Source organism: uncultured Methylibium sp. (assembly GCF_902826655.1).
Lineage (GTDB): Bacteria > Pseudomonadota > Gammaproteobacteria > Burkholderiales > Burkholderiaceae_C > Methylibium.
On record NZ_CADEFR010000001.1, the window covers coordinates 46,476 to 71,389 of the forward strand.

Below are 24,914 nucleotides of genomic sequence, written 5' to 3' on the forward strand. Positions count from 1 at the left end.
TGTAGCTACAATTGTTGTATCTACAACTTTCAGGGCGATCCGATGAGCAAGCTCCCCACCGCCGAGGCCGAAGCCACCCTCGCCCGCTGGCAGGCCGATGAAGCCGCCCTGCGCACCCGCTCGACGGCCAGCGGCATCAGCCGCCTCGACCAGGTCGCGCCCTTGAGCGGCCTGGAGCTCTTCGAGGCCCTGCTCGCCGGCGCGCTGCCGCGCCCGCCGATCAACGACACGCTCGACTTCATGCTGGTCCACATCGAGCACGGCCACGCCGTGTTCCAGGGCCGGCCCCAGTTCCGCCACTACAACCCGCTTGGCACGGTCCACGGCGGCTGGTTCGCGACCCTGCTGGACTCCGCCGTGGGTTGCGCCGTCCATTCGGCCCTGCCGGTGGGCAAGACCTACACGACGCTGGAGCTGAAGATCAACCTCGTCCGCGCACTGACGGACAAGGTGCCCCTGGTGCGGGCCGAAGGCCGTGTGATCCACCTCGGCCGCAGCACGGCCACGGCCGATGCACGCCTGGTCGGCCCGGACGGCACGCTCTACGCGCACGCGTCGACCACCTGCTTCATCATGGATCTGCCGAAGCCGCAGCCTGCGCAGCCCGCGTAAGAGCCGGTAAACGGCGTGCGGCACGTGGCTTTTCGCGCGATGCGGGCGCGCCCTGCCCCTTGACGCCGACGGCCGCGGGACGCTACCTTGTTGCCGTGCAGCAAGGTCTCGATTTCGACCCCGAACCGGCCTGCGTCGACGGTGGCGGCGCGATGGCGGTCACGCCGCTGCGCGACCCCGAACCGCTGCTGGCCCGCACGATGGCGGCACGCGGCCATCGCGATCTCTGGGTCTTCGGCTATGCCTCGCTGATCTGGCGGCCGGAATTCGACGCCGCCGAGCAGCGCCTCGCGCGGGTCCACGGCCAGCACCGCGCGCTGCAGATGCGCTCGCGCATCAATCGCGGCACGCCGGAGCGGCCCGGTCTGGTGTGCGCGCTGGTGCCCGGCGGCTCGTGCTCGGGCATGGTCTACCGGATCGAGGCGGCGCGCGCCGACGCCGAGTTGCGGCGCCTCTGGGACCGCGAGATGTTCACCGGTGTCTACGATCCGAAGTGGCTGCAGTGCCAGACCTCGCAGGGTCCGGTGACGGCGCTCGCGTTCACGCTCAGCCGCACCAGCCCCAACTTCACGGGCGACATCGACGACGACACGCTGCTCGGCATCCTGCGCCATGCGCGCGGCCGCTTCGGCAGCACGCTCGACTATCTGGTGGAGACCGCCGCCTGCCTGCGCCGCTGCGGCATCCGCGACGCCGCGATCGAGCGCCAGGTGGCGCTGGCGCGCCGCGCCGGCCTGACCGCCTGAGCCTCAGGCCAGCTGCGCGCCGCTGCGGCTGACCTCGAAGGCGCGCATGCGCTCGAGGTCGTCGCCGGTGTCGAGGTCCATCAGCACGCCGGCGTCCTCGACGTCGACGCCGTGCGCCGGGTAGCGCCCGATCAGTCGGCGTGCGCCCTCGTCCCCGCCCAGCGTGACCAGTTCGGAGTAGATCTCGGCCGCGAACGCCACGGGGTGGCCGCGCCGACCGCGGTACTGCGCATAGACGACCGGGTGCTGCGGCATCGCGGCCGCCACCGCACGCAGCGTCGCCGGCTCGACCAGCGGCATGTCGCCCGGCAACACGAGCCAGCCGCCCGCATTGGCACGGGCCGACACGCCGCAGGCGATCGAGTAGCCCATGCCCAGCGGCAACCCGCTGTCGTCCTGCCCGACCTCGGGCACCAGCACGATGTCGCGTGCCGCGACCATCGAAGCCACGCATGCACTCAGGGCCGGTGTGGTGACGATGACGAGCGGCAGGCCGCTCTGCATCGCGTTCGACAGGGTGCAGCCGAGTACCGTCGAGGCGCCGAAAGGCTGCTCGAGCTTGTGTGTCGCGCCGCCGAACCGCGAACCGCGGCCTGCCGCCAACACGACCAATACCGGTTCCTGCACCACCGAACGCTCCCTGCGTTGTCTTCGTGAGCCGCAGGTCCTTGTCCCCGCGAGTGTCCTCATCAGACCGCGGCCGGCGGTCTGCGGGAAGTGGGAGCTTCACCTAAGGCCTTCCCCGCGCCTGCGGCCCTGTGCGTCGACGGTCCGTCACGCAGGGACAGGGCCTGCCCCGACAAACGGTGGGCAGGCCCGGCCGACTGCTGCGTTTCGGGGCAGTGAGCCTCAGGCGAGCGTGTCGAACGGCAGCTTGCGCAGTCGCTTGCCGGTCAGCGCGGCCACCGCGTTGGCGATGGCCGGCGCGATCGGCGGCACCCCCGGCTCGCCGAGGCCGGTCGGCGGCTCGGTGCTGGGCACGAAGTGCACCGCGACCACGGGCGCGTCGGGCATGCGCGGCGGCGAATAGTCGCTGAACTGGCTCTGCTCGACGACGCCGTCCTTCAGCGTGATCGCGAAGCCCGGTTGCGTCATGCCGATGCCGAACACGACGCCGCCCTGGATCTGCGCTTCGGCCGCGACCGGGTTGACGACCTGGTTGGCATGCACGCCGGCCGTCACCGCGTGGACCTTGGGCCGCCCGTCGACGACCGACACGTCGACGACGTAGGCGACCACCGAGCCGAAGGACTCGTGCACCGCCACGCCCCAGGCGTGCCCCGCCGGCAGGGCCTTGCCGTAGCCGGACTTGTCGACCGCGAGCTTCAGCGCCGCGACGTGGCGGGCGTGCTTCTTCGGGTCGAGCTTCGCCAGCCGCCACGCCACCGGGTCCTGGCCCGCGACGCGCGCCACCTCGTCGGCCAGCGTTTCCATCACGAAGCCGGTGTGGGTGTGACCGACCGAGCGCCACCACAGCACCGGCACCGCCACCTCGGGATGGCTGATGCGCACGCGCATCGGCACCGCATAGTTGTTCTCGACCACGCCCTCGGTCATCGTGCCGTCGACACCGTCCTTGACGAGGAAGGCCTCGAAGGGCGTGCCCTTCAGCAGCGACTGGCCGACGATCGCGTGGTCCCAGGCCAGCACCTGGCCCTTGGCATCCAGGCCGATGTCGACGCGGTGCACGTGGGCCGGGCGGTAGTAGCCGCCCTTGATGTCGTCCTCGCGGCTCCACATCACCTTCAGCGGCGCGCCGCCGCCCGGGCGTGCGGCCCAGGCCTTGGCGATCGCCGCGCCTTCGCGCAGGTAGTCCGAGCTCGGCACCGCACGCCGGCCGAAGCCGCCGCCGGCCGGCAGCGTGTTCAGCGTGACCTGCTCGGGCTTGAGGCCCAGGGTCTGCGCGATCGCCATCTGGTCGATGGTCTGGAACTGCGTGCCCGCCCAGACGGTCGCGCGGTCGCCCTTCAGATCGAAGCTCGCGTTCAGCGGCTCCATCGGCGCGTGCGCGAGATAGGGGAACTCGTACTCGGCACTGATCTTCTTCGGCGCGCCCGCCAGCGCCGCGACGTCGCCCTTCAGCGCGACGAGCTTCGGCGCCTTGGCCTCGTCGCGGTACTGCGCGATCAGCGCGGTCGAGCTGACCGTGCCGCCGACGCCCGGCTTCCACTGCACCTGCAGCGCATCGCGCGCCTGCTTGGCGGGCCAGTAGCCGTCGGCGATCACCGCCAGGCCCGTGCCGCCGCGATCGGTCGGCACCTCGAACACGTCGACGACGCCGGCGATCGCCCGGGCCTTGCTCGCGTCATGGCTCGCGACCTGGCCGCCGAAGGTCGGCGCGCGCAGCAGCACGGCGACCTTCATGCCGGGCAGGCGCTGGTCGATGCCGTAGTTCTTCTTGCCAGAGGCCACGGCCACCGCGTCGATGCGGCCCTGGCTCTTGCCGATGATGCGGTACTGGTCGGGCGTCTTCAGCGTCACCTGGGCCGGCACCGGCTGGCGCGCCGCGGCGGCGGCCAGCGAGGCGTAGGTCGCACTGCGCTTGCCGTGGCGCACCTTGCCGCTGCCGGTCTTGCATTCGGCGGCCGGCACCTTCCACTGCTCGGCGGCCGCAGCGACCAGCATCATCCGCGTCGCCGCACCGACCTGACGGTACTGGATCCACGAGTTGGGCACGGCGCTCGAGCCACCGGTCATCTGGATGCCGAACACCGGGTCCTTGTAGGCGTCGCCGGCCGGCGCGAGGCTGGCGCGCACCTGCTTCCAGTCGACGTCCAGTTCCTCGGCCACCAGCATCGGCAGCGCGGTCAGCGCGCCCTGGCCGAAGTCGAGACGGTTGACGCGGATCTCGACGGTGTTGTCGGACAGGATGCGGAGGAAGGGCGCCGGATCGGCCGGCGGCTTGGGAGCGGCCGGCGCGGCGTCGGCGGCGCTGGCCACCGGCGACCAGCTGACCGCCAGGCCGCCACCGGCTGCGGCGCTGAGCTTGAGGAAGTCGCGGCGGTCGAAGCCGCTCGGGCTGGCGGGCATCTCGACGTCGTCCGAGAGGCGCTTGGCTAGCAGTGCGTGTTGCATGGTCGGCTCCTGTCAGGCCAGGCTCTTGGCGGCGTCGTGGATCGCCGCGCGGATGCGCTGGTAGGTGCCGCAGCGGCACACATTGCCCGCCATCGCGGCGTCGATGTCGGCGTCGCTGGGCTTCCTGTTGCCCTTGAGCAGACCGGTCGCGCTCATGATCTGACCGCTCTGGCAGTAGCCGCATTGCGCGACGTCGTGCTTGATCCACGCCGCCTGGACGGCCTTGCCGACCTTGTCGGCGCCGACGGCCTCGATGGTCGTGACCTTCTGGCCCGCGACCGACGACACCGGCAGCACGCAGGACCGCGTCGGCTGGCCGTTCAGGTGCACGGTGCAGGCGCCGCAGGCGGCGATGCCACAGCCGAACTTGGTCCCGGTCATCGCCAGGTTGTCACGCAGGGTCCACAGCAGCGGGGTCGAGGGATCGGCATCGACGCGGACGGCCTTGCCGTTGAGGGTGAAGCTCGTGCTCATCGAAGCTCCTGGAGAAGGCCAAAGGCGCGGACTGTGCGCCTGCGACGGCCCGGCACCGGCGCAGTGCGTCCAATCCCGAGCGGCCGACGGGGGCAAGCGCCGGGTCGCTTGCGCCCTACACTTTTGTTCATGGAGAAAGACATCGCCGCCCTGCGCAAGAGCTACGAACACGGCGAACTCGACGAAACGCAGTCGGCCGCCGACCCGCTGGCGCAGTTCGAGCTGTGGCTGGACCAGGCGCTGAAGGCCGAACTGCCCGAACCGAACGCGATGACGCTGGCCACCGTCGGCCCCGACGGCCGGCCGTCGACGCGCGTCGTGCTGATCAAGGGCTGCGACGCGCGCGGACTCACCTGGTACACGAACTACGAGAGCCGCAAGGGTCGCGAGCTGGCCGGCAGCCCGTTCGCGGCGCTGCAGTTCCACTGGGTCGAGCTCGAGCGCGTGGTGCGCATCGAAGGCCGTGTCGAGAAGACCGAGGCGGCCGAATCCGACGCCTACTTCCAGTCGCGCCCCCTCGACTCGCGCCTCGGCGCCTGGGCGTCGCCGCAGAGTCAGGTGATCGCCTCGCGCGCCGTGCTGGTCGCCAACGCCGCCAAGGCCGGCGCCCGCTACGCGCTGAACCCGCCGCGCCCGCCGCATTGGGGCGGCTACCGGCTGGTCCCGGATCGCTGGGAGTTCTGGCAGGGGCGGCGCAGCCGGCTGCACGACCGGCTGCGCTACCTGCGCCAGGACGACGGGCACTGGCTGCGCGAGCGCCTGGCGCCGTAGCGCCAGGCCGGCCGTCGCCTTCCTTTCAGAAGCTGAGTCGCAGCCCGGCGCTGAGACTGCGTCCCGGCAGCGGCGCTAGGTCCCGCACCGTCGCGATCGACGCGGCGTTGAACGCCAGTTCGTCGGTCAGGTTGTCGAGCCGCAGGAAGAACAGCGCGTCGTTGCCGGCCAGCATCACCTGCTTGCTGAGGGCGAGGTTCACGAGCGTGTACCCGGCCGTCGGCACGTCGTCGCCCGGCACGCGGTCCTGGCGGCTGGCGCGCACGACCTCGCCGCGCAGCTGCCAGCCCGCCAGCGCGTAGACCGCCCCGAGCTTGAGCCGCAGCGGCGCGATCCGCGGCAAGGGCTCGCCGGTGTCCAGGTTCGTGGCGCGCACGGCGTCGAGCTGGGCGTCGAGATCGAGTGCGCCGTGCGCTTCGAAGGCCCGCCAGGCGCCTTCGAGCTCGACACCGCTGAGGCGCGCCTTCACGCCGCGAAAGCCGTAGACCGGGAAGGCCTCGCCCTCGTCGTTGACGAAGTCCGGCTCGCCGGTGCGCAGCAAGGCGATGTAGTTCGAGTAGCGGCTCGTGAACACGCCGGCCCGCACGCGGTCGTGACCGGCCTTCCACTCCAGCGCGACGTCGAGGTTGCCGCCCTTCTCCTTGCCGAGACCCACATCGCCGCGCTCGAAGGCCGCGGTCGCGATGTGCACGCCGTTGGCGAAGAGCTCGTAGTTGGTGGGGGCACGCTCGGTGTAGGCGAGATTGCCGCTGAGCTGCCAGCCGGCGCCCAGCAGCCCGGCGAGGTCGCGGATGCCGCCGAACGCCGCGCTGCCGGTGGTGAAGCGGCGTTGCTGAGGCGCGCCGAAGCGCGGGTCGGCGCCGGCCTCGTCGCCGGCGGAGTCGAGCGCATGGCGCTCGACGCGCCCGCCGAAGCTCAGGCGCGAGGCGCCTTCCAGTTGCAGTTCCTCGTAGGCGAACAGCGCCGCCTGCCGCGTGCGGGTGCTCGGCACGAAGGCTTCCTCGCCCAGCGCCGAGAACTTCGCGGTCTCGGCCTGCAAACCGAACACGCCACGCAGATTGCCGAGCGGGGCATGTTCGATCTCGATGCGGCCGTCCTGGCCTTCGTTGCGGAAGGTCGTGCCGACCTCGTCCGTGCCTTCGACCTCCTCGTGGCGGTAGTCGGTCGACTGCAGGCGCGCCCGGACCGCGCGGATCGCGCCGCCCCCGTCGCGCCACTCGCCGGCCAGCGCGAACTTGTCGCGCTTCATGCGGATCAGCACGTCGTCCTCGGCGACGATGCCGTAGTCGTTGCGGTAGGTGTCGAACGAGGCGCCGAGGTAGCCGTGGTCCCACAGCAGCGACGCGCCGAGCGCGCCGCCGCGCGCGTCGCTGGCCGAGTTGACGATCCGGTCGCGGCGTTCGCTGCCGCCGTCCACCGGGCGGTCGAAGTCCGGCACGCGCAGGTCGTCGGTGCGGCGCTTGAAACCGTCGGCGTGGATCGCAAGGCCCGGCCCTCCCGTCTCGACCAGCGCCGACGCGGCACGCTGTCGATCGGCACCGCCGCCGCGCAGCTCGATCGCACCGTCGACGCCGTCGATCGGCGCCTTGGGAATGCGGTTGTCGATCGCGTTGACGACGCCGCCGACCGCGCTGCCGCCGTACAGCAGCGCCGCCGGCCCGCGCAGCACCTCGATGCGCTCGACCGCCAGCGGGTCGATCGGCACGGCGTGGTCGAAGCTCAAGGCCGACGCGTCGAGCGTCGCGCCCGCGTTGCTGAGCACGCGGATGCGGTCGCCGTCCTGGCCGCGGATCACCGGCCGATTGGCATTGGGGCCGAAGTAGGTCGACGACACGCCGGGCAGGCCCGACAGCGTCTCGCCGAGGCTGCTGCCGCGACGCACCACGAGACCGGGGCCGGCGAGCACGTCGCTCGGTGTGGCGATGCCGTCGCTGCCCAGCGGGTTGCCGGTCACGACCACGGGCGGCAGGGTGCCGGACGGGGTCGGGGTGGATTGCGCCTGGGCGGGCGATGCCGCGCCGAGGCAGGTCAGGGCGACGGCAGGCCAGGCCGCCGCGAGGGGATTCAGGATCGAGCGCATGGGTTCAGGCCCGCGCGAGCGGGCTCCATCGAAGGGGGCGGGTGCGCGTCCGCCCCGGGACGATGCCCGCGGCGACGGCGATGGCGGATCGACGGGCGCCGTGGCGCCGGTCGACGACAGGCTCAGCCGACCGTCGGTGGAGCCCGCGCCAGGTAGGCGGCGAGCGAGGACGTCGCCGCGACGCGGACGGCGGGTGCCGCCGCGCACGAGGAGCCGGCCACTGCCGCCGGAGCCTCACCCGACGCTGCCAGCGGCTCGCCGAGCGCCAGCTGATCGAAGAGCCGGCACTGGGCAGCCTCGCTCTCGTCGTGGCCGAACGGGCTGTCGCTCGCGTGGGCGGCTTCGATCGCGGCGGTCGCGTGGGCTGCCGACGCCAGGCCGTGCGTCGTACGGTGCGCCAGGCCCAGGGCCTGCGCCCACAGCAACGCGACCAGCAGCAACGCCGCCAGCCGGCGATCGACGCGCGGACGCATCGGGACCCTCATGGACGGCGGAGCGACGCGATGCTCATGCCGGATGCATACGCAAGGCGTCAAGCCCTCAGCGGCGCTGGCGCGCCGCGAAGGTCTTGCGGAACTTCTCGACCTTGGGCGCGACGACGAAGGCGCAGTAGCCCTGCCCGGGATGCTGGGCGAAGTAGTTCTGGTGGTAGGCCTCGGCGCGCCAGTAGTTGCGCTCCGGCGTCACCTCGGTCACGACCTTGCCGCGCATGGCCCCGCTGGCCTGCAGCTCGGCGATCACCTCACGCGCGATGCGGTCCTGCTCGTCGCCGTGCGTGTAGATGCCCGAGCGGTACTGGGTACCGACATCGTTGCCCTGGCGGTTGAGCGTGGTCGGGTCATGCACGACGAAGAAGATCTCGAGCAGTTCGCGGAACGCGATGCGCTGCGGGTCGAAGCTCACGCGCACGACCTCCGCATGGCCGGTGTCGCCGCTGCAGACCTGCTCGTAGCTCGGGTTCGACACGTGGCCGTTGCAGTAGCCCGACTCGACGGCGAGCACGCCTTCGACGTCGAGGAACACCGCCTCGGTGCACCAGAAGCAACCGCCGCCGAGCGTGGCGACTTCGGATCCTGCGTTCGTGTTCATCGTGCTCGCTCGATAGAAGTGAGGGTGATCATGCCGCAGCCAGGTCCTGCGGGCCTGACGCCACAATCGGTCGCCCTGCGCGCGCCTTGCTTACATGCCCGACATCGACGCCCTCAAGCCGGTGCTGACCGCACTGCTGCTGCCCCCGCTGCCCTTCCTGCTGATCGTCCTGATCGGCGCCCGGCTGCTGGCCTGGCGGCGCTGGCTCGGCAGGACGCTGCTCTGGCTGGGCATCGCGCTGGTGTGGCTGAGTTGCTGCCAGGGCGCGGGTCGCTGGCTGCAAGCCGTCGCCCTGCCGCCGCCCGACCCGCTGGACGAGGCGCAGATCGCCGCGCTGAAGCCGGCCAAGGCCGAACCGAGTCCGACGACCGCCATCCTGGTCCTGGGGGGTGGCCAGGTGCCGCGCGCTCCCGAGTTCGGTGCGGCGGACCTGAGCCCGGACTCGCTCGAGCGGCTGCGATTCGGTGTCCACCTGGCCCGCGCCACCGGCCTGCCGATCGCCTTCAGCGGTGGCACCGGCTGGTCCCAGCGCCGCGACGTCGGGGCGACGGAGGCCGAGATCGCACGACGCGTCGCCGAGCGGGACTTCCTCAAGCCGATCCAGTGGATCGAGCCCGACTCGCGCGACACGGTCGAGAACGCCGTCTTCAGCATCCGGCTGCTGAAGGGCGCCGGCATCCGGCGCATCGTGCTGGTGACGCACGCGTGGCACATGCCGCGTGCGCTGCGTGCCTTCGAGCGCATCGGCGGCGGATCGATCGATCTGGTTGCCGCGCCGATGGGCTACTTCGTGCCGGCCGACCGCGCGCTGCTGGACTGGCTGCCCAGCAGCCGCGGCTTCGAGCAGGTCCGGCTGGTGCTGCGCGAAAGGCTGGCGCTGCGCGCCGAGCGTTGACCGCGACTTGCCGGCCCCAGAAAGCAGAAACCCCTCTTGCCGTCACGGCAGGAGGGGTGAGGTGGCGTAGCCACCTTCGGAGCTCCGGAGATATTCGGTCCAGGGCCCCTGGCGCGCAGAGACTGCGTCCTTTGGGATGCTTGCGTTGCAAGCCTGACAAGACTAGGCGGCGAGGCGCTCCATTTCAAAGCCTTTGCGCCTATGGAGCGCGCACGCGCGATTGCGATCCGTCGCTGTCGGCTAGCTGCCGACGGGACGATCGCGCATCAACGCCGTGAAGATCGCGTCGACGCGCTGCTCGACGTCGGCATCCATCGCGATCGTCCGGCCCCACTCTCGCGCCGTCTCTCCGGGCCACTTGCTCGTGGCGTCGAGTCCCATCTTGCCGCCGAGGCCGGACACCGGCGAGGCAAAGTCCAGGTAGTCGATCGGCGTCTGCTCGACCAGGGTCGTGTCGCGCACCGGATCCATCCGCGTCGTGATGGCCCAGACCACATCGGGCCAGCTGCGGATGTCGACGTCCTCGTCGGTCACGACGATGAACTTCGTGTACATGAACTGGCGCAGGAAGCTCCACAGCCCGAACATCACGCGCTTCGCGTGGCCGGGGTAGCTCTTGCGGATGCTGACGACGGCCATCCGGTAGCTGCAGCCTTCGGGCGGCAGGTAGAAATCCGTGATCTCCGGAAACTGCTTCTGCAGGATCGGCACGAACACCTCGTTGAGCGCGACCCCCAGCACCGCCGGCTCGTCGGGCGGCTTGCCGGTGTAGGTGGAGTGGTAGATCGGATCGTCGCGATGGGTGATGCGGTCGATCTGGAAGACGGGGAACCAGTCCTGTTCGTTGTAGTAGCCGGTGTGGTCGCCGAAGGGCCCTTCCAGTGCGTGCAAGTACCCGCCCTTCTCCTTCAGCGGTATTCCATGCTCGCTCTGCCCCGTGTAGCCCGCATCAGCTGGCGGGATGTGGCCCTCGAGCACGAACTCCGCACTCGCCGGGACCTGGAGCTTGAGGTCGCCCTCGCCGACGCCGGACGCGGCCAGTTCGGTCCGGCTGCCGCGCAGCAGGCCGGCGAACTGGTACTCGCTCAGGCTGTCGGGCACCGGAGTGACCGCGCCCAGGATCGTGGCGGGATCAGCGCCCAACGCGACCGCCATCGGGAAGGGCCGGCCCGGATAGGCCAGCGCGAAGTCGCGGAAGTCCAGCGCGCCGCCCCGGTGCGCCAGCCATCGCATGATGGTCTGGCGCGGGCCGATCACCTGCTGGCGGTAGATGCCCAGGTTCTGCCGCAGCCGCGGCGCGGGCCCCACCTGCGGGCCGCGCGTGATCACCAGGCCCCAGGTGATCAGCGGGCCGGCATCCCCCGGCCAGCAGGTCTGCACTGGCAGCCGGCCCAGGTCGACGTCGACCCCCTCCCAGACCACCTGCTGGCAGGCTGGTTGGCGCACGCTGGCCGGCTTCATGTCCCACAGGGCCTTCAGCATCTGGAGCAGTCGGCCGCCGTCCTTCAGGCTGCGTGGCGGGTCGGGCTCCTTCAGGCTGGCCAGCACGCGGCCGACCTCGCGCAGCTCCCCGACATCGTCGGCACCCATGCCTCGGGCGACGCGCCGAGGGGTTCCGAACAGGTTGGTCAGCACAGGAAATTTGTAACCAATGCCCCCTCGAGTCGGGCATGTGAACAGCAGGGCCGGTCCGGCCGCCCGGAGCACCCGGTCACTGAGCGCTGTCATCTCAAGCCGCGCCGACACTGGCTCTGCGACGCGCCGCAGGTCCCCGAGCTGCTCGAGTCCGGCAAGGAATTCACGCAGGTCGCGGTATTTCATTCTCTGGAAGAATAAAGGGCTTGTTTGATAGTCTTGACTGGTTATTACAGGGCTACCTACACTCCGCCCCGCTAGGGATAACCCGCGCCGATCAAAGGCGCCACGCTGCAGGTAATTCAGCCCTCGCCGGTTCTGCCACCAGTCCGGCCATATGTAACGGGGAGGATTATCTCCGCGGGATCCAGGACCCGACCGGTCCGTTCCGCGCTCGTCGAAAGGAGAGGCATGACAGCGTTTCAGTCAGTACAACGGTCGCTCGCCCGATCGGCCACGTCGTTGGGCCGCCCGCTGGCGGTCTTTCTCAAGGATGCGGGGCACGGCCTGCTCGAGGTCTGCCACAACTCGCTGGCCCTGGTCGGCCTGGCCGTGGTTGCGCTGTCGATGTTCTTCGCGACGCGCGCGGACCTGAGGCACTCGCTCGAAGAGCGCGCGCTCGACTGGCTGCAGTCGCGCCAGGAAGCGCGCGTGGAGGTCGACCCCTCGTCGGGCGCGGCCCTCGCCGTCGCGCTGGGCGACCGGGACGCCGTCGGCCGAGCTACCGCCGTGGATCCGCGCGACCTGGATCGCCAGCAGGCTGCCGTGGCCTCGTGGCTGGCGCGTCGCTATCGAGTGGCACCTGAACCCGTCAGCCGCCTGGTCCAGGAGGCCTGGCAGGTCGGTCAGCGGGCGCGACTCGACCCGACGCTGATCCTCGCGATCATGGCCATCGAGTCAAGCTTCAACCCGTTTGCGCAGAGCCCGGTCGGCGCCCAGGGCCTGATGCAGGTCATGACCCGCATTCACGACGACAAGTACGAGGCGTTCGGCGGAACCCATGCGGCCTTCGACCCGGTGACCAATCTGCGCGTCGGCGTGCAGGTGCTGAAGGAGTGCATCGCGCGCGCCGGCAGCCTGGAAGGCGGCCTGCGCTACTACGTCGGCGCGGCCAACCTGCCCGACGATGGAGGTTATGCCGCCAAGGTGCTGGCCGAGCAGAGCTACCTGCGCTCCGTGGCCTCGGGCCGCAACGTCGCCGTGACGGCGCCCCTGATCGTCACTCCGTCCGTGGTGCCAGCTGCGGGTGGGGCCGCGCCGGAGGCTGCGCCGCCGGCCGCCGAGGGCCAGCCGACGGCGACGGTCGCCCAGACCATCGCCCTGCGCTAGCGGCGGGCGGGCGCCGCCCACCGACGCTCCGCTACACTGCGGCCGCCGTGCAAAGGCGATAGGGCCGTCCCGGGCCCGAGGTGGGCAACCACCGCGAAGCGCGGCCGGACGCTCCGCACCCGCCGCTCGCCTGCGCCACGTCCCGACCCGTCGACAGTGTCGACGGCCCCCGGGTCGGACACCGCTGACCGCAGAGGACTCCCGCATCATGTTCGACCGATCGACTTCCACCGTCGCCCTCGTGGACCCCGAGGTCTGGGCCGCGATCCAGGCCGAGAACCACCGCCAGGAAGAGCACATCGAGCTCATCGCGTCGGAGAACTACACCAGCCCGGCCGTGATGGCCGCACAGGGCAGCCAGCTGACCAACAAGTACGCCGAGGGCTACCCCGGCAAGCGCTACTACGGCGGCTGCGAGAACGTCGACGTGGTCGAGCAGCTGGCGATCGACCGGCTCAAGCAGATCTACGCCGCGCAGTTCGCCAACGTCCAGGCCAACTCCGGCTCGCAGGCCAACCAGGGCGTCTTCTTCGCGCTGCTGCAGCCGGGCGACACCATCATGGGCATGAGCCTCGCCGAAGGCGGCCATCTGACGCACGGCATGGCGCTCAACATGAGCGGCAAGTGGTTCAAGGTCGTCAGCTACGGCCTGAACGCGAAGGAAGAGATCGACTACGACGCGATGGAGCGGCTGGCCCACGAGCACAAGCCCAAGCTCATCATCGCCGGCGCGTCGGCCTATGCGCTGCGGATCGACTGGGAGCGCTTCGCGAAGGTCGCCAAGGCGGTCGGCGCCTATTTCATGGTCGACATGGCGCATTACGCCGGCCTGATCGCTGCCGGCGTCTACCCGAACCCGGTGCCCTTCGCCGACGTGGTCACCTCGACCACGCACAAGAGCCTGCGCGGCCCGCGCGGCGGCATCATCGTGACGAACAACGAGGACATCGCGAAGAAGATCAACAGCGCGATCTTCCCGGGACTCCAGGGCGGGCCGCTGATGCACGTCATCGCCGGCAAGGCGGTCGCCTTCAAGGAGGCGCTGTCGCCCGAGTTCAAGGCCTACCAGCAACAGGTGGTGAAGAACGCCTCGGCGCTGGCCACCACGCTGGTCGAGCGCGGCCTGCGCATCGTCTCGGGGCGCACCGAGAGCCACGTGATGCTGGTCGACCTGCGGCCCAAGAACCTGACCGGCAAGGAAGCCGAGGCCATCCTCGGGGCCGCGCACATGACCTGCAACAAGAACGGCATCCCGAACGATCCGCAGAAGCCGATGGTCACCAGCGGCATCCGCCTGGGCAGCCCGGCGATGACGACGCGCGGCTTCAAGGAAGCGCAGGCCATCCAGACCGCCCACCTGATCGCCGACGTGCTGGATAGGCCGCACGATGAGGCCAACCTCGCCGCGGTACGGGCCAAGGTGGCCGCACTGACGCGCGAGTTCCCGGTCTACCGCTGAGCACCGCGGGGCCGCCGACACCATGCGCTGCCCCTTCTGCAGCCACGAGGACACCCAGGTCGCCGAGACCCGGGAGTCCGACGAAGGCGATGTCATCCGTCGTCGCCGCCGCTGCCCGTCCTGCGACAAGCGCTTCACGACCTACGAGCGCGCCGAGCTGGCGATGCCGGCCGTCGTCAAGAAGGACGGCAGCCGCAGCGAGTTCGATCGCGGCAAGATCCGGGCGTCGATGCTGCTGGCCCTGCGCAAGCGCCCGGTCAGCACCGACCAGGTGGATGCCGCGCTCGGCAGGATCGAGGAGAAGATGCTCGCCACCGCCGCCAACGAGGTCCCGTCGACCAGGATCGGCGAGATGGTGATGCGCGAGCTCAAGAAGCTCGACAAGGTCGCCTACGTCCGCTTTGCCAGCGTCTACCGCAGCTTCGAGGGCGTCGACGAGTTCAGCCGTCTGATCAAGGACATCTGAGGGCCGCGAGAGCGACCCCCGCTCGCCCCTCCGCGGGGGGAGTGCAGCCTCGATAGTGCGCGCCTAGATTGACCGCATCGATTCACCGACGCGGCAAGGGGGCTCGCTTGAAGCACGCACAACGAGGACTGACCTTCATCGAGACCGGCGCCACGCTCGCGATCCTCGCCAGTGCCGCGACCATCGCGCTGCCCGGCTTCGGCGACGTGCTGCAGCGTCGCCACACCGAAGGGGTCGCCAGCGAACTCGCCACCGACCTGCAGTACCTGCGCTCGGAGGCGGTCGCGCGCAACCAGTCGCTGCGCGCCAGCTTCACGACGCTGCCCGGAGGCAGCAGCTGCTACGTGCTGCACAGCGGCCCGGCCGGAAGCTGCACCTGCCAGTCCGAGGGTCTGGCCAGCTGCGGACCGGGTGCGCGAGCGCTGAAGAGCGTCCTGCTGCCACCGGGCAGCCGCAGCAGCATCCACGCCAACGTCGGGTCGATCGTCTACGACCCGCGTCACGGCACCAGCAGCCCGGCCGCGACGATCCGCGTCACCGGCAGCGACGGCCGGGCGATCCACCACGTCGTCAACATCATGGGCCGGGTGCGGTCCTGCTCGCCGTCCGGTGCGATCGGCGGCTACCGGGAGTGCTGAACATGACGTCCCGCCGGTTCACCGCGCAGCGTGGCTACAGCCTGATCGAGCTGCTCATCGTCGTCGTCATCGCCGGCGTCCTGGCGACGCTGGCCTATCCGAGCTACGCCGCGCAGCTGAACAAGGGACGCCGCACCGATGCGATCAGCGCGCTCTACCAGGTGCAGCAGGCCCAGGAACGCTGGCGTGCCAACCACTCCCGCTACACCGACGACCTTGCGCTGCTGGGTCTGAGCGCGGCGGTGCCCGACCGCTACCGCCTCTCGATCAGCACCGCCTCGGCCGACGGCTACACCGCCACGGCGACGGCGCAGTGGCCGGACGGCGCCTGCACCACGCTGAGCCTCGGCCTGCAGGGCGGCCAGGTCGTTCACGGCGCATCGGGCTCGGCCTCACCCAGGCTGTGCTGGAACCGCTGAAGCCGCATGGATCGCATGCGCCCGCAACGAGGTCTCTCGCTGATCGAGCTGCTGCTCGGCTGCGCGGTGGGCCTGCTGATCGCCGGCGGCGCCACGCGGCTCTTCGTCGAGCATCTTCGCGACAGCCGCCGGCTGCTGCTCGAGGCCAGGCTGCACCAGGACCTGAGGGCCGCCGCCGCACTCGTCGCGCGCGACCTGCGTCGCGCCGGCTTCTGGCAGCAGGCCCTGGCAGCGACGGTGCCCCCGCGCCGCCCCAACCCCTACCGCGACATCACCCCGTCGGTCGGCCCCGGCACTGACGTCACGACCTACAGCTTCTCGCGCGACACGACCGAGAACGACCTCGTCGATCTCAGCGAGGCGACCGGCTTCCGCCTGTCCCAGGGAACGTTGCAGACCTTGAACGGCGGGAGCTGGCAGGCGCTGACGGACCCTGCGGTCCTGCGCGTCACGCGTTTCGTCGTCTCGCCCCGGCGGTTGACGATCCCGCTCGGGCACCTGTGCCACCCGGCCTGCGACGCCACCACCACGGCCTGCCCCAGCCTGACCGTGCGCAGCTACCGTCTCGAGTTGCACGGCGAATCGGCGAGCGACTCGCAGATCCAACGCCAGATCCACGAGGCGGTCCGCGTGCGCAACGACGAAGTCGCCGCCGTGGATTGCCCATGAAGCATCGCCCGTCGCCACGAGCGCGCCGGCACGCCCAGCGAGGTCTCGGCGCGCTCGGCGTGGCGCTGGTGCTGCTGTTCGCAATGACGATGGTGGCCTTCTTCGCCAATCGGTCGTTGCTGTTCGAGCAGCGAAGCTCGGCCAACCAGTACCGCTCGGTGCAGGCCTTCGAGGCCGCCGAGGCCGGTCTCGAGTGGGCCACGGCACGACTCAACGACCCGCGCACGATCGACGCCGCCTGCCGGCCCGTGACCGGCGCCGCCGGCGCGGCGCGTTCGTTCCGCGTTCGCTACACGCCACTGACGACCGGCCTCGCATTCGCACCCGCTTCGGCAGCGCGACCCGGTTGCAGTCTCGATGCCACCGCGCTGTCGTGCAGTTGCCCCTCCGACGACTCGGCCCCGTCGCTGCGTGACGACGCGCCCGGCTTCACGGTCGAGTTCTCTGCCGTACGGGGCGACCCGGAGAGCCTGCACATCGTGTCGCGAGGCTGCAGCGGCCTCGGCACGCAATGCGTGCCGGGCACTGCCCTGGGCCCGGCCGACGCCACGGCCACCGTGCAGGCGGTACTGAAGCTGCGCCCCGCCATCCGATCGATCCCTGTCGCCGCCGTCACGGCCGGCGATGCCGTGACGATCAACGGCGCCTTGCGGCTCACGAACGCCGACATCCGCACCCAGGGCTACGTCGTCCACGCGGGAGGCGCCGTCGACGTCGACACGGCCCGCAGCGTGACGACACTGCCCGGCAGCCCTCCCGCCAATGCCGTGATCGCGCGCGACGAGTCGCTGGCGCGACTCGCCGCACAGGATGCCGACGGCGCCGCCCTCTTCATCGCGTGGTTCGGCGCCACACCGGCACAGTTCGCGACCACGCCCACGACCTATCGCATCGCCAGCTGCAGCGGCGCCGGCTGTGGTGTCGCCATGCAGGCAGCCCACGCCGACGGCCACGACAGCTTCGTCGTCGACGGTGATCTGCGGCTCGATGCCGCCGGCTGGCCCGGCGGTTCGATCGGCACGCCAGAGCGGCCGGTCATGGTCGTCGTGCGGGGCCGTCTGGCGCTCGAAGGCGGCGTGCCGATGCACGGGCTGGTCTACATCGACACGTCGGACTCGGTGGCCACCGTCGACGCGCAACTGCACGGCGCGCTGGTCGCGCGCGGCCGACTCACCGCCGGCGGCACCGGCACGATCCGCCACGACCCGGATGTGCTGGCTCGGCTGCGCACTCGCATCGGCATCCTGGCCCGCCTGCCCGGCAGCTGGCAGGACGCACGCTGCAGCAGCGACGACCCGGCGCAAGCCTGCAACCCGGGACACTGACGTGCGCGCACGCGGCTTCACGCTGATCGAGGCGCTGATCGCGCTGGCGGTCATGTCGATCGGCATGCTGGCGCTGACCGGCCTGCACGTCGGCCTGGCCCGGCATGCCGACCTCGCCCGCCAGCGCACCGAGGCCACGCAACTCGCGCAGTCCCGGCTCGAGGATCTGCGCAGCTTCGCCCGGGTCGTCGCGGCGTCCGGCCACCCCAGCTACGCCGAGCTCGCCGGCGGCCAGGACCTGCCGACGATCGCCAGCAACACCCGCTACGAGCGCCACTGGGCCGTCGACGGCGACGCCGACGCCAGCGAGCGGCGCGTCGAGGTCCGCGTCGACTGGACCGACCGCAGCGGCGATGCAGCCAGCGTGCGCCTCGTGTCGCTGATCGCCCGCAGCGACCCCGCCGACGGCGGCAGCCTCGGCCTGCCGGTGCCGCAGAGCGACCGCTACCTGCGGCCCAGGGAACGCGCGCTCGACATCCCGTTCGAGGCGACACGGCTCGAGGGAAGCAACCGCGGCCGCAGCACCCTGCCCTGGCTGGGCGCCAGCGGCGGACACCTGGTCTTCGACGACGCATCGGGCGCCGTGACGGCGACTTGTGCCGCAGCGCCGGGCAGCGACACCGACATCGCTGCCAGCTGCACCCCCTTGCCGGCCTACCTGCTGCGCGGCGATCTGCGCGGCGACTGGCTCGCCGCGGTGACCGACATCGTCATCACCGACGCGCAGCACCTGCTGGCGGTGCCCGAGTGCGTCGTCGGGGACGCCGTCGACCACAACGACGGCCGGACGATCGTCGGCCTGCGCCACTACCGCTGCCTGATGCGCGCCGCCGACCACGACGGCGACCCCGGCACCCCGCGCGCGTGGTCGGGTCGATCAGCCGTGCTGCCGGCTCCGGCCGCAGGCCGGTCGGTCTGCCGCGACACGCCCGACGCAGCCACCACCGACAACGACTGGCACCCGGCCGTGTACACGCTCGTGGCCCGGTCGCTGCAGCACCAGAACTTCCTCTTGCTCTCCACCGGCGCCTGCCCCGCCGGCACCGCGCCGCACCAGCCCTGAGCGGTTATCGTCTCGATCGTGAACCTCAGCGCTTCCGACGCCTGGGCGCTCGCCTTGCGCCACGCGGCCGATGCCATCGGCCTGAGCGACCCCAACCCACGGGTCGGCTGCGTGCTGGCCGCGGCCGACGGGCGGCTGATCGCGGTCGGTTCGACGCAGCGCGCCGGCTCGGCCCACGCCGAGCTCATGGCCCTGCAAGCCGCCGCCGGCCAGGACCTGCAAGGCGCCACGGCCTACGTCACGCTCGAGCCCTGCGCCCACCACGGCCGCACGCCGCCCTGCTGCGATGCGCTGGTCGCGGCGCGCGTCGGTCGTGTGCTGGTGGCGCTGCAGGATCCGAATCCGCTCGTTGCGGGCCAGGGCATCGCGCGTCTGCGTGCCGCCGGCATCGATGTGACCGTGCTGCCGGCCGACGATGCCGTGACCATCGCCGCGCGCGAGCTGAACATCGGCTTCCTGTCGCGCATGCAGCGCGGCCGGCCCTGGGTGCGCCTGAAGATCGCCGCCTCGCTCGACGGGCGCACCGCGCTGGACAACGGCGCCAGCCAGTGGATCACCGGCGAGGCGGCCCGCAGCGACGGGCACGCCTTCCGCAAGCGCGCCGGCGCCGTACTGACCGGCATCGGCACCGTGCTGGACGACGATCCGAGGCTCGACGTCCGGCAGGTCGAGACCGCCCTGCAGCCCCGGCGCGTGGTCGTGGACTCGCGACTCGAGATCCCGCTCGACGCGCGGGTGCTGCAGCCGCCCGGCGAGGTGCTGGTCTACGTCGCCGAGACCGGCGACAGCAGCAAGGCGGCGCAGCTGGCGGACCGTGGTGTCGCCGTCATCGCATGCCCAGGCGCGGACGGCAAGGTCGACCTGGCCGCGATGCTCGACGACCTGGCGCGACGGGGCGTCAACGAGCTGCACGTCGAGGCCGGCCACAAGCTCAATGGCTCGCTGGTCCGCGCCGGCCTGGTCGACGAGTTTCTCGTCTACCTGGCCCCGATGCTGCTGGGCAGCGGCCGCGAGATGGCGCGCTTCGGCCCGCTGGAGCAACTGGCCGACGGCCTGCGCCTCGAGTTCGGCGCCGTCGAGCGCATCGGCCCCGACCTGCGGCTGATCGCCCGGCCGCCGGGCCGCGCGGCCTTCTGAAGCCGGGGACGCGCGCTCGCGGCGACAATCGCCGCATGTTCACCGGCATCGTCAGCGGCCTCGGCCGCATCACCGAAGTCGTCGCGCTCGGCGACGGCGCATCGCACGGCAAGCGCCTCGTCGTCGCGGTCCCCCCCGGCTACCTGGCCGACGTGCAGCCGGGCGACAGCATCGCGCTCAACGGCGCCTGCATGACCGTCACGGCCTTCGGTGCGGACGGCGGCTGGTTCTCGGTCGACGTGTCGGCCGAGAGCCTGGACAAGACCGCAGGCCTCGCCTCGCCCGGACCCGTCAACCTCGAGAAGGCCCTGCGCGCCCACGACCGTCTCGGCGGCCATCTGGTCAGCGGCCATGTCGACGGCCTCGGCACGGTCACGCACTTCGCGGCCGTCGGCGAATCCTGGGAGCTGCGCATCGCGGCGCCGCGCGCGCTGGGCCGCTACCTCGCCTACAAGGGATCGATCACCGTCAACGGCGTCAGCCTCACGGTCAACCGGGTCAGCGACAGCGCGGACGCCACCGAGATCAGCATCAACCTGATCCCGCACACGCTGCAGCACACGACGCTGGGGCTGCTGGCGACCGGCGCGCGCGTCAACCTGGAGATCGACCTGATCGCGCGCTACGTCGAGCGCATGCTGGGCGAGAAGTAAGCCGCATCGCCTCCTGCGGCGCGGGGCGTCGGCCAGGGGCGCCACCTACAATCGCGCCATGGCCATCTCCCCTGTTCCCGAGCTGATTGCAGAGCTCGCCGCCGGCCGCATGGTGATCCTCGTCGACGAGGAAGACCGCGAGAACGAAGGCGATCTCGTGCTCGCGGCCGACCACGTGACGCCCGAGGCCGTCAACTTCATGGCACGTTTCGGCCGCGGCCTGATCTGCCTGACCCTCACGCGCGATCGCTGCGAGCGCCTCCAGCTGCCGCCGATGGCCGCGCGCAACGGCACCCAGCACGGCACGGCCTTCACGGTATCGATCGAAGCCGCGACCGGTGTCACCACCGGCATCTCGGCCGCCGACCGCGCGCGCACGGTGCAGGCGGCCGTCGCCCGCGACGCCAAGCCCAGCGACCTGGTCCAGCCGGGCCACATCTTCCCCTTGCAGGCCCAGGACGGCGGCGTGCTGATGCGCGCCGGGCACACCGAGGCCGGCTGCGACCTCGCGTTGATGGCGGGGCTGACGCCCGCCGCCGTGATCTGCGAGATCATGAAGGACGACGGCAGCATGGCGCGCCTCCCGGACCTCGAGGTCTTCGCGCGCGAGCACGGCCTCAAGATCGGCACCATCGCCGACCTGATCGAATACCGCAGCCGCAACGAGACGCTGATCACGCGGGTCGCCGGGCGGCCGCTGGTCACGCCGCAAGGCCCCTTCGACTGCCACGCCTTCCGCGACCGCTCGGGCGGCCTGCATCTGGCGCTGTCGGTCGGCCGCTGGAAGCCCGACGACGAAGTGCTGGTGCGCGTGCACGAGCCGCTGTCGGTGCTGGACCTGCTGGACGCCGGCCGCTGCGGGCACTCGTGGCCGCTGCCCAAGGCCCTGGCCGCGCTGCGCGCCGCCGAGCGCGGCGTCGCCGTGCTGCTCAATTGCGGCGAAGCCGGCGAGGGCCTGCTGCAGCAGCTCACCGCCGACGGCAACGCGACCGCGGCGTCGGGCAAGGCCTCGCGCGGCCCCATGATGGACCTGCGCACCTACGGCGTCGGCGCTCAGATCCTGCGCGAGCTCGGCGTGCATCGCATGAAGCTGCTCGGCAGCCCGCGCCGCATGCCCAGCATGGCCGGCTACGGGCTCGAGGTCACCGGCTTCGTCGCTGCCGAATGAACACTTCCCTGGAACGAGGCTGAGATGCAAGGCGCTGATCCCGGCACGACGATCTTCGGCAACACGGTGGCCGAGCTGGAAGGCGACAGCCTGCGCATCGGCATCGTGCAGGCGCGCTTCAACGCCGCCATCACCGACCGCATCGCCCAGGCCTGCCTGGCCGAGCTCGAGGAGCTGGGTGTCGCCGCCAAGTACATCGAACACGTCTCGGTGCCCGGCGCGCTGGAAGTGCCGATCGCGCTGCAGGCCATGGCACGGCGCCAGGACTTCGACGCACTCGTGGCGATCGGCTGCGTGATCCGCGGCGAGACTTACCACTTCGAACTGGTGGCCAACGAGAGCGGCGCCGGCGTGACCCGCGTCTCGCTCGACCACGAGACGCCGATCGCCAACGCCATCCTTACGGTCGATACCGAGGCCCAGGCCTGGGCGCGCGTCGACGAGAAAGGCCGCGACGCCGCGCGCGTGGTGGTCGAGATGGCCAACCTGATGGAAGAGATCTCTTGACCGAAGCCGATCCCTCCGCCGCGCCGCGGACCAAGCCGGCCGGTCGCAAGCCCGCCGCCAAGTCGGCGCGCCGCCGCTCGCGCGAGTTTGCGCTGCAAGGCCTCTACCAGTGGCTGATCGCCGGCAGCGAGGCGGCGGAGATCGATGCCCACGTGCGCGAGCTCGACGGCTTCAAGCAGGCCGATTCGGCCCACTTCGACGCGCTGCTGCACGGCTGCCTGGCCGAGGCCGCCACGCTGGATGCGGTGCTGGCCCGGCACGTCGACCGCAAGACCACCGAGCTGTCGCCGATCGAGCACGGCGTGCTGATGATCGGTGCCTACGAGCTGAAGAACTGCATCGACATCCCCTACCGCGTCGCGATCAACGAGGCGGTCGAGCTGGCCAAGAGCTTCGGCGGCACCGACGGCCACAAGTACGTCAACGGCGTGCTCGACAAGGCCGCCGCCGAGTTGCGGCCGGTCGAGGTGGCGGCGCGGCGCGGTCAGGCCTGAGACGGCTGGCGACCGGCGCCGGCTCTACTCGCAGACGCCGGTACCGAGCACGTCCTTGGCGACGGTCGCGAAGGCCGCCTGCATCACTTCGAGCTCGACGTCGGGACGACTGCGTCCCGACTCGGCCGGCTCGCTGTACTCCAGCGCCCGCAGCTTGCTCTGGATCGCCCCCGAGCGAGGCTGGGCCTCGACATTGAGCTGGATCGAGTGCCGGCGCAGGACCCGTGGGGTCGTGGACAGCGACTGTCGCAGGCTGTCCTCGCAGAACTTGATCGCCGAGTTGGACTTGCGGAACAGGATGTTCGTCTTGCAGCCCTGCAGACTGGTCTGCAGTTCGGCGTACTTGGGGTTCTCGACATTGCTCTGACCCCAGTCGATGACCTGAGCCCGGATGTTGCAGCGAGCCTGCGGGTCGCCGGCCGGGACGACCGGGCGGCGCGCTTTCTCGGTCAGCCAGGACGCGACGTAGGTGGTCCAGTTCGGATGGCGCTGACCGCGCCACGAGACGCCGTCGAAGGCCACCGGCGCATTGCCGGCAGCACCGCGGAAGCGTTCGCCCACCAGGCGGTCGATGACATCGAATCGCACCACTTCGACCCGGTCGATCGCCGTGTCGACCAGCTTGACCATGCCCGCCGGGCGATCGCCGAGCCGCACGAGGCTGCCGCTGTCGGACTCGCGGATCTCCATGCGGTCGACGCGAGCCAGGCTCAGCGTGCTGTCGGTGCCGCCCGCCCAGCGCAGGCCGATGATCGACTCGCGGCCGTTCGGGTAGTGCCGCACGGCGTCTAGCTGGACGCGGCTGTTCCAGCTGGCCGAGGCCATCCAGCTCGTGTCGGGCCAGCGCTGGTTGCACGCGACCGCGAAGCCGGGCTGCAGCGTGACCAGCGCCACGTCGTACTGCGGATTCGAGTAGCTCACCTGTCCCGTTGCGCGACCGCCGGTGCGGTCCAGCACGACGATCTCGCTGCCGTCGTCCCGCGTGACGTGGGCCGCCGTCAGCACCACGCACACGTCGCCGCGGCGGAACGCCGTGCCGGCCCCCGCCGTCGTGCCCTGCCGCAGCTCGACGGGCTGCGCGTGCGCCATCGAACAGGCCGCGACGAACCCCACGATGCCCCACACGCAGCGGCGTGCCGACTTGCCATCGATGTCCCCGTTCACGCCATCACCTTTCATGAAGAGAAACACGGCCGTGCTCACTCGGCTCGATCGCCGGGGCCTGCCCGCGCCCCGAAGACCGGCACGACGCATACGAGCGTGGCCAGGGTCGCCACCACCGAAGCGAAGATCTGGACCCAGGGCGTCGTGTAGAACTGCACCCAGCGCGTGACGCCAACCGTCCGCTGTGCCGCCCCCTGCTCGCGAACGCCGATGGCGGCGCCCTTGACGATCAGCAGCACATCGAAAGTCGGCGCACCGGCGGCCTCGCCGTCGCCGCCCTCGCCGCGGGCCAGCTGGACGAAGCCCTGCACGTCCGAGTTCGAGCGCGTCACGCAGTCCGCCAGCGTGCCGGCCGACTCGTCCAGGCAGGCGTGGGTGTCGACCATGCTGCCGGGATCGAACGCCTCCTCGTAGACCAGCCGCCGCTGGCCGGTGCCGGGGTCCGGCGTGCGCGCCTGCAGCTGACCGGACGCCAGCATGGGCATCGCCAGGGCGGTGCCGAGGCCCGCGCCGAACTGCAACTCGGCCCCGATCTGGATGCGTCCCTTCACCAGCCAGGGCGGCACCGGACCTCGCCCGGCGGCCGGCACCGACTCGTAGGCATAGCCCTCGCTCGACAGCGGCAGCGCCGCCTGCTCGGTCACCACCGTCACGAAGTCGGGCGCCGGCGCGCAGCCGAGCGTGTCCGACCGGTCGAAGGCCATGGTCCAGCGGCCGTCGTCACGGGCCGTGATGCTGGCGCGAGCGCCGCCGAGCATCCTGACCGTGACGAACTTCGGCGGTGCGGTCGCGGGTCGGTCCGCCACCGGCTGCGCGACGATGTGCCCTTCCGGCAGATCCCAGGTGAGGCCCTTGCCGTCGCACGGGACCTCCAGCACCAGCGCTTGCGTCCTGGCCCGCACCGAGAACGTCGAATCGGCCGACAGGCCGGACGCACCCCACAGGGAGAACAGGTAGGCGCCTCCGCACACGACGGCCAGACGCGCGAGCGCCGGCAGCTGATTCCACAGGCCGAGGGCAGTCGACAGCACGGCTCAGCTCGCGAA

General features: G+C 71.1%; 26 protein-coding genes. 17 read left to right on the plus strand and 9 right to left on the minus strand.

The window, feature by feature from the left end:
* The first annotated feature begins 42 nt into the window (after window positions 1–42).
* On the plus strand, window positions 43–612 hold the full coding sequence (locus QZV97_RS00270; protein ID WP_295636456.1) for a PaaI family thioesterase: 570 nt from the start codon (window positions 43–45) through the stop codon (window positions 610–612).
* Window positions 613–707: 95 nt separating this feature from the next.
* On the plus strand, window positions 708–1,358 hold the full coding sequence (locus tag QZV97_RS00275; protein WP_295636459.1) for a gamma-glutamylcyclotransferase: 651 nt from the start codon (window positions 708–710) through the stop codon (window positions 1,356–1,358).
* 3 nt (window positions 1,359–1,361) lie between these two features.
* On the opposite strand, the gene QZV97_RS00280 is transcribed toward QZV97_RS00275, so the two are convergent.
* From QZV97_RS00280 to QZV97_RS00290, 3 genes are all read right to left on the minus strand, one after another.
* Window positions 1,362–1,988 carry a nucleotidyltransferase family protein gene (locus QZV97_RS00280; RefSeq protein ID WP_295636460.1) on the minus strand — a complete coding sequence of 209 codons (627 nt, stop codon included), beginning with the start codon at window positions 1,986–1,988 and terminating at the stop codon, window positions 1,362–1,364.
* Window positions 1,989–2,207: 219 nt separating this feature from the next.
* Entirely contained in the window at window positions 2,208–4,388 is a 2,181-nt protein-coding gene (locus QZV97_RS00285; RefSeq protein WP_295636938.1) for a xanthine dehydrogenase family protein molybdopterin-binding subunit, read from the minus strand.
* 57 nt (window positions 4,389–4,445) lie between these two features.
* On the minus strand, window positions 4,446–4,907 hold the full coding sequence (locus QZV97_RS00290; protein ID WP_295636462.1) for a (2Fe-2S)-binding protein: 462 nt from the start codon (window positions 4,905–4,907) through the stop codon (window positions 4,446–4,448).
* 129 nt (window positions 4,908–5,036) lie between these two features.
* Here QZV97_RS00290 and pdxH point away from each other — a divergent pair, with 129 nt between their 5' ends.
* A complete protein-coding gene (pdxH, locus tag QZV97_RS00295) occupies window positions 5,037–5,678 on the plus strand; it encodes a pyridoxamine 5'-phosphate oxidase (protein ID WP_295636465.1) in 642 nt (213 codons plus the stop codon).
* A 25-nt stretch (window positions 5,679–5,703) separates the two neighbouring features.
* Here the strand turns inward: pdxH and QZV97_RS00300 are convergent, their stop codons facing one another.
* The 3 genes from QZV97_RS00300 to msrA all read right to left on the minus strand — a co-directional run bounded on the left by QZV97_RS00300 (window position 5,704) and on the right by msrA (window position 8,847).
* On the minus strand, window positions 5,704–7,758 hold the full coding sequence (locus QZV97_RS00300; RefSeq protein ID WP_295636468.1) for a TonB-dependent receptor: 2,055 nt from the start codon (window positions 7,756–7,758) through the stop codon (window positions 5,704–5,706).
* Between the two features lie 122 nt (window positions 7,759–7,880).
* A complete protein-coding gene (locus tag QZV97_RS00305) occupies window positions 7,881–8,231 on the minus strand; it encodes a hypothetical protein (RefSeq protein ID WP_295636471.1) in 351 nt (116 codons plus the stop codon).
* Window positions 8,232–8,298: 67 nt separating this feature from the next.
* Entirely contained in the window at window positions 8,299–8,847 is a 549-nt protein-coding gene (msrA, locus tag QZV97_RS00310; protein ID WP_295636474.1) for a peptide-methionine (S)-S-oxide reductase MsrA, read from the minus strand.
* A 94-nt stretch (window positions 8,848–8,941) separates the two neighbouring features.
* Between msrA and QZV97_RS00315 the strand changes: the two genes are divergently transcribed.
* A complete protein-coding gene (locus tag QZV97_RS00315; RefSeq protein WP_295636477.1) occupies window positions 8,942–9,742 on the plus strand; it encodes a YdcF family protein in 801 nt (266 codons plus the stop codon).
* Window positions 9,743–9,982: 240 nt separating this feature from the next.
* Here the strand turns inward: QZV97_RS00315 and QZV97_RS00320 are convergent, their stop codons facing one another.
* Window positions 9,983–11,563: a UbiD family decarboxylase gene (locus QZV97_RS00320; RefSeq protein ID WP_295636481.1), complete on the minus strand. Its 1,581-nt coding sequence runs from the start codon at window positions 11,561–11,563 to the stop codon at window positions 9,983–9,985.
* 225 nt (window positions 11,564–11,788) lie between these two features.
* On the opposite strand from QZV97_RS00320, the gene QZV97_RS00325 reads away from it, so the two are divergent.
* The 13 genes from QZV97_RS00325 to nusB all read left to right on the plus strand — a co-directional run bounded on the left by QZV97_RS00325 (window position 11,789) and on the right by nusB (window position 22,704).
* The gene (locus tag QZV97_RS00325) at window positions 11,789–12,706 is read left to right on the plus strand and encodes a lytic transglycosylase domain-containing protein (protein ID WP_295636484.1); all 918 of its coding nucleotides are present in this window, start codon (window positions 11,789–11,791) and stop codon (window positions 12,704–12,706) included.
* A gap of 208 nt (window positions 12,707–12,914) precedes the next feature.
* Window positions 12,915–14,165, plus strand: coding sequence for a serine hydroxymethyltransferase (gene glyA, locus QZV97_RS00330; protein ID WP_295636487.1), 1,251 nt, complete (start codon window positions 12,915–12,917; stop codon window positions 14,163–14,165).
* Between the two features lie 22 nt (window positions 14,166–14,187).
* The gene (gene nrdR / locus QZV97_RS00335; RefSeq protein WP_295636489.1) at window positions 14,188–14,631 is read left to right on the plus strand and encodes a transcriptional regulator NrdR; all 444 of its coding nucleotides are present in this window, start codon (window positions 14,188–14,190) and stop codon (window positions 14,629–14,631) included.
* Between the two features lie 107 nt (window positions 14,632–14,738).
* Window positions 14,739–15,269: a GspH/FimT family pseudopilin gene (locus QZV97_RS00340; RefSeq protein WP_295636492.1), complete on the plus strand. Its 531-nt coding sequence runs from the start codon at window positions 14,739–14,741 to the stop codon at window positions 15,267–15,269.
* 2 nt (window positions 15,270–15,271) lie between these two features.
* On the plus strand, window positions 15,272–15,688 hold the full coding sequence (locus QZV97_RS00345) for a type IV pilin protein (protein ID WP_295636495.1): 417 nt from the start codon (window positions 15,272–15,274) through the stop codon (window positions 15,686–15,688).
* Between the two features lie 15 nt (window positions 15,689–15,703).
* Window positions 15,704–16,357 carry a prepilin-type N-terminal cleavage/methylation domain-containing protein gene (locus tag QZV97_RS00350; protein ID WP_295636498.1) on the plus strand — a complete coding sequence of 218 codons (654 nt, stop codon included), beginning with the start codon at window positions 15,704–15,706 and terminating at the stop codon, window positions 16,355–16,357.
* Window positions 16,354–17,682 (plus strand): pilus assembly PilX N-terminal domain-containing protein, encoded by a 1,329-nt coding sequence (locus QZV97_RS00355; RefSeq protein WP_295636501.1) that lies wholly within the window; start codon window positions 16,354–16,356, stop codon window positions 17,680–17,682. The genes QZV97_RS00350 and QZV97_RS00355 overlap by 4 nt, the downstream gene beginning before the upstream one ends.
* Window position 17,683: 1 nt before the next feature.
* Window positions 17,684–18,745 carry a prepilin-type N-terminal cleavage/methylation domain-containing protein gene (locus QZV97_RS00360; protein ID WP_295636504.1) on the plus strand — a complete coding sequence of 354 codons (1,062 nt, stop codon included), beginning with the start codon at window positions 17,684–17,686 and terminating at the stop codon, window positions 18,743–18,745.
* Between the two features lie 18 nt (window positions 18,746–18,763).
* Window positions 18,764–19,882, plus strand: a complete 1,119-nt coding sequence (gene ribD, locus QZV97_RS00365; protein ID WP_295636507.1) for a bifunctional diaminohydroxyphosphoribosylaminopyrimidine deaminase/5-amino-6-(5-phosphoribosylamino)uracil reductase RibD — start codon at window positions 18,764–18,766, stop codon at window positions 19,880–19,882.
* Between the two features lie 35 nt (window positions 19,883–19,917).
* Complete coding sequence (locus QZV97_RS00370) at window positions 19,918–20,535, plus strand: riboflavin synthase (protein WP_295636510.1); 618 nt, start codon at window positions 19,918–19,920, stop codon at window positions 20,533–20,535.
* A gap of 58 nt (window positions 20,536–20,593) precedes the next feature.
* Window positions 20,594–21,703, plus strand: a complete 1,110-nt coding sequence (ribBA, locus tag QZV97_RS00375; protein ID WP_295636512.1) for a bifunctional 3,4-dihydroxy-2-butanone-4-phosphate synthase/GTP cyclohydrolase II — start codon at window positions 20,594–20,596, stop codon at window positions 21,701–21,703.
* A gap of 24 nt (window positions 21,704–21,727) precedes the next feature.
* The gene (gene ribH, locus QZV97_RS00380; RefSeq protein WP_295636515.1) at window positions 21,728–22,210 is read left to right on the plus strand and encodes a 6,7-dimethyl-8-ribityllumazine synthase; all 483 of its coding nucleotides are present in this window, start codon (window positions 21,728–21,730) and stop codon (window positions 22,208–22,210) included.
* Complete coding sequence (gene nusB / locus QZV97_RS00385) at window positions 22,207–22,704, plus strand: transcription antitermination factor NusB (RefSeq protein WP_295636518.1); 498 nt, start codon at window positions 22,207–22,209, stop codon at window positions 22,702–22,704. Before ribH ends, nusB begins: the two co-directional genes overlap by 4 nt.
* 24 nt (window positions 22,705–22,728) lie before the next feature.
* Here nusB and QZV97_RS00390 read toward each other — a convergent pair whose 3' ends face one another.
* Both QZV97_RS00390 and QZV97_RS00395 read right to left on the minus strand, forming a co-directional pair.
* Entirely contained in the window at window positions 22,729–23,868 is a 1,140-nt protein-coding gene (locus tag QZV97_RS00390) for a hypothetical protein (RefSeq protein ID WP_295636521.1), read from the minus strand.
* A 35-nt stretch (window positions 23,869–23,903) separates the two neighbouring features.
* Window positions 23,904–24,899, minus strand: a complete 996-nt coding sequence (locus tag QZV97_RS00395) for a hypothetical protein (protein ID WP_295636524.1) — start codon at window positions 24,897–24,899, stop codon at window positions 23,904–23,906.
* Window positions 24,900–24,914 lie beyond the last annotated feature (15 nt).

What these genes read in the sequence shown, in the direction of transcription:
- QZV97_RS00270 (WP_295636456.1), top strand. Translation starts at nt 43, where the DNA reads ATGAGCAAGCTCCCCACCGCCGAGGCCGAAGCCACCCTCGCCCGCTGG.
- QZV97_RS00285 (WP_295636938.1), bottom strand. Translation starts at nt 4,388, where the DNA reads ATGCCCGCCAGCCCGAGCGGCTTCGACCGCCGCGACTTCCTCAAGCTC.
- QZV97_RS00290 (WP_295636462.1), bottom strand. Translation starts at nt 4,907, where the DNA reads ATGAGCACGAGCTTCACCCTCAACGGCAAGGCCGTCCGCGTCGATGCC.
- pdxH (WP_295636465.1), top strand. Translation starts at nt 5,037, where the DNA reads ATGGAGAAAGACATCGCCGCCCTGCGCAAGAGCTACGAACACGGCGAA.
- QZV97_RS00300 (WP_295636468.1), bottom strand. Translation starts at nt 7,758, where the DNA reads ATGCGCTCGATCCTGAATCCCCTCGCGGCGGCCTGGCCTGCCGTCGCC.
- QZV97_RS00305 (WP_295636471.1), bottom strand. Translation starts at nt 8,231, where the DNA reads ATGCGTCCGCGCGTCGATCGCCGGCTGGCGGCGTTGCTGCTGGTCGCG.
- msrA (WP_295636474.1), bottom strand. Translation starts at nt 8,847, where the DNA reads ATGAACACGAACGCAGGATCCGAAGTCGCCACGCTCGGCGGCGGTTGC.
- QZV97_RS00315 (WP_295636477.1), top strand. Translation starts at nt 8,942, where the DNA reads ATGCCCGACATCGACGCCCTCAAGCCGGTGCTGACCGCACTGCTGCTG.
- QZV97_RS00320 (WP_295636481.1), bottom strand. Translation starts at nt 11,563, where the DNA reads ATGAAATACCGCGACCTGCGTGAATTCCTTGCCGGACTCGAGCAGCTC.
- QZV97_RS00325 (WP_295636484.1), top strand. Translation starts at nt 11,789, where the DNA reads ATGACAGCGTTTCAGTCAGTACAACGGTCGCTCGCCCGATCGGCCACG.
- glyA (WP_295636487.1), top strand. Translation starts at nt 12,915, where the DNA reads ATGTTCGACCGATCGACTTCCACCGTCGCCCTCGTGGACCCCGAGGTC.
- nrdR (WP_295636489.1), top strand. Translation starts at nt 14,188, where the DNA reads ATGCGCTGCCCCTTCTGCAGCCACGAGGACACCCAGGTCGCCGAGACC.
- QZV97_RS00345 (WP_295636495.1), top strand. Translation starts at nt 15,272, where the DNA reads ATGACGTCCCGCCGGTTCACCGCGCAGCGTGGCTACAGCCTGATCGAG.
- QZV97_RS00350 (WP_295636498.1), top strand. Translation starts at nt 15,704, where the DNA reads ATGCGCCCGCAACGAGGTCTCTCGCTGATCGAGCTGCTGCTCGGCTGC.
- QZV97_RS00355 (WP_295636501.1), top strand. Translation starts at nt 16,354, where the DNA reads ATGAAGCATCGCCCGTCGCCACGAGCGCGCCGGCACGCCCAGCGAGGT.
- QZV97_RS00370 (WP_295636510.1), top strand. Translation starts at nt 19,918, where the DNA reads ATGTTCACCGGCATCGTCAGCGGCCTCGGCCGCATCACCGAAGTCGTC.
- ribBA (WP_295636512.1), top strand. Translation starts at nt 20,594, where the DNA reads ATGGCCATCTCCCCTGTTCCCGAGCTGATTGCAGAGCTCGCCGCCGGC.
- ribH (WP_295636515.1), top strand. Translation starts at nt 21,728, where the DNA reads ATGCAAGGCGCTGATCCCGGCACGACGATCTTCGGCAACACGGTGGCC.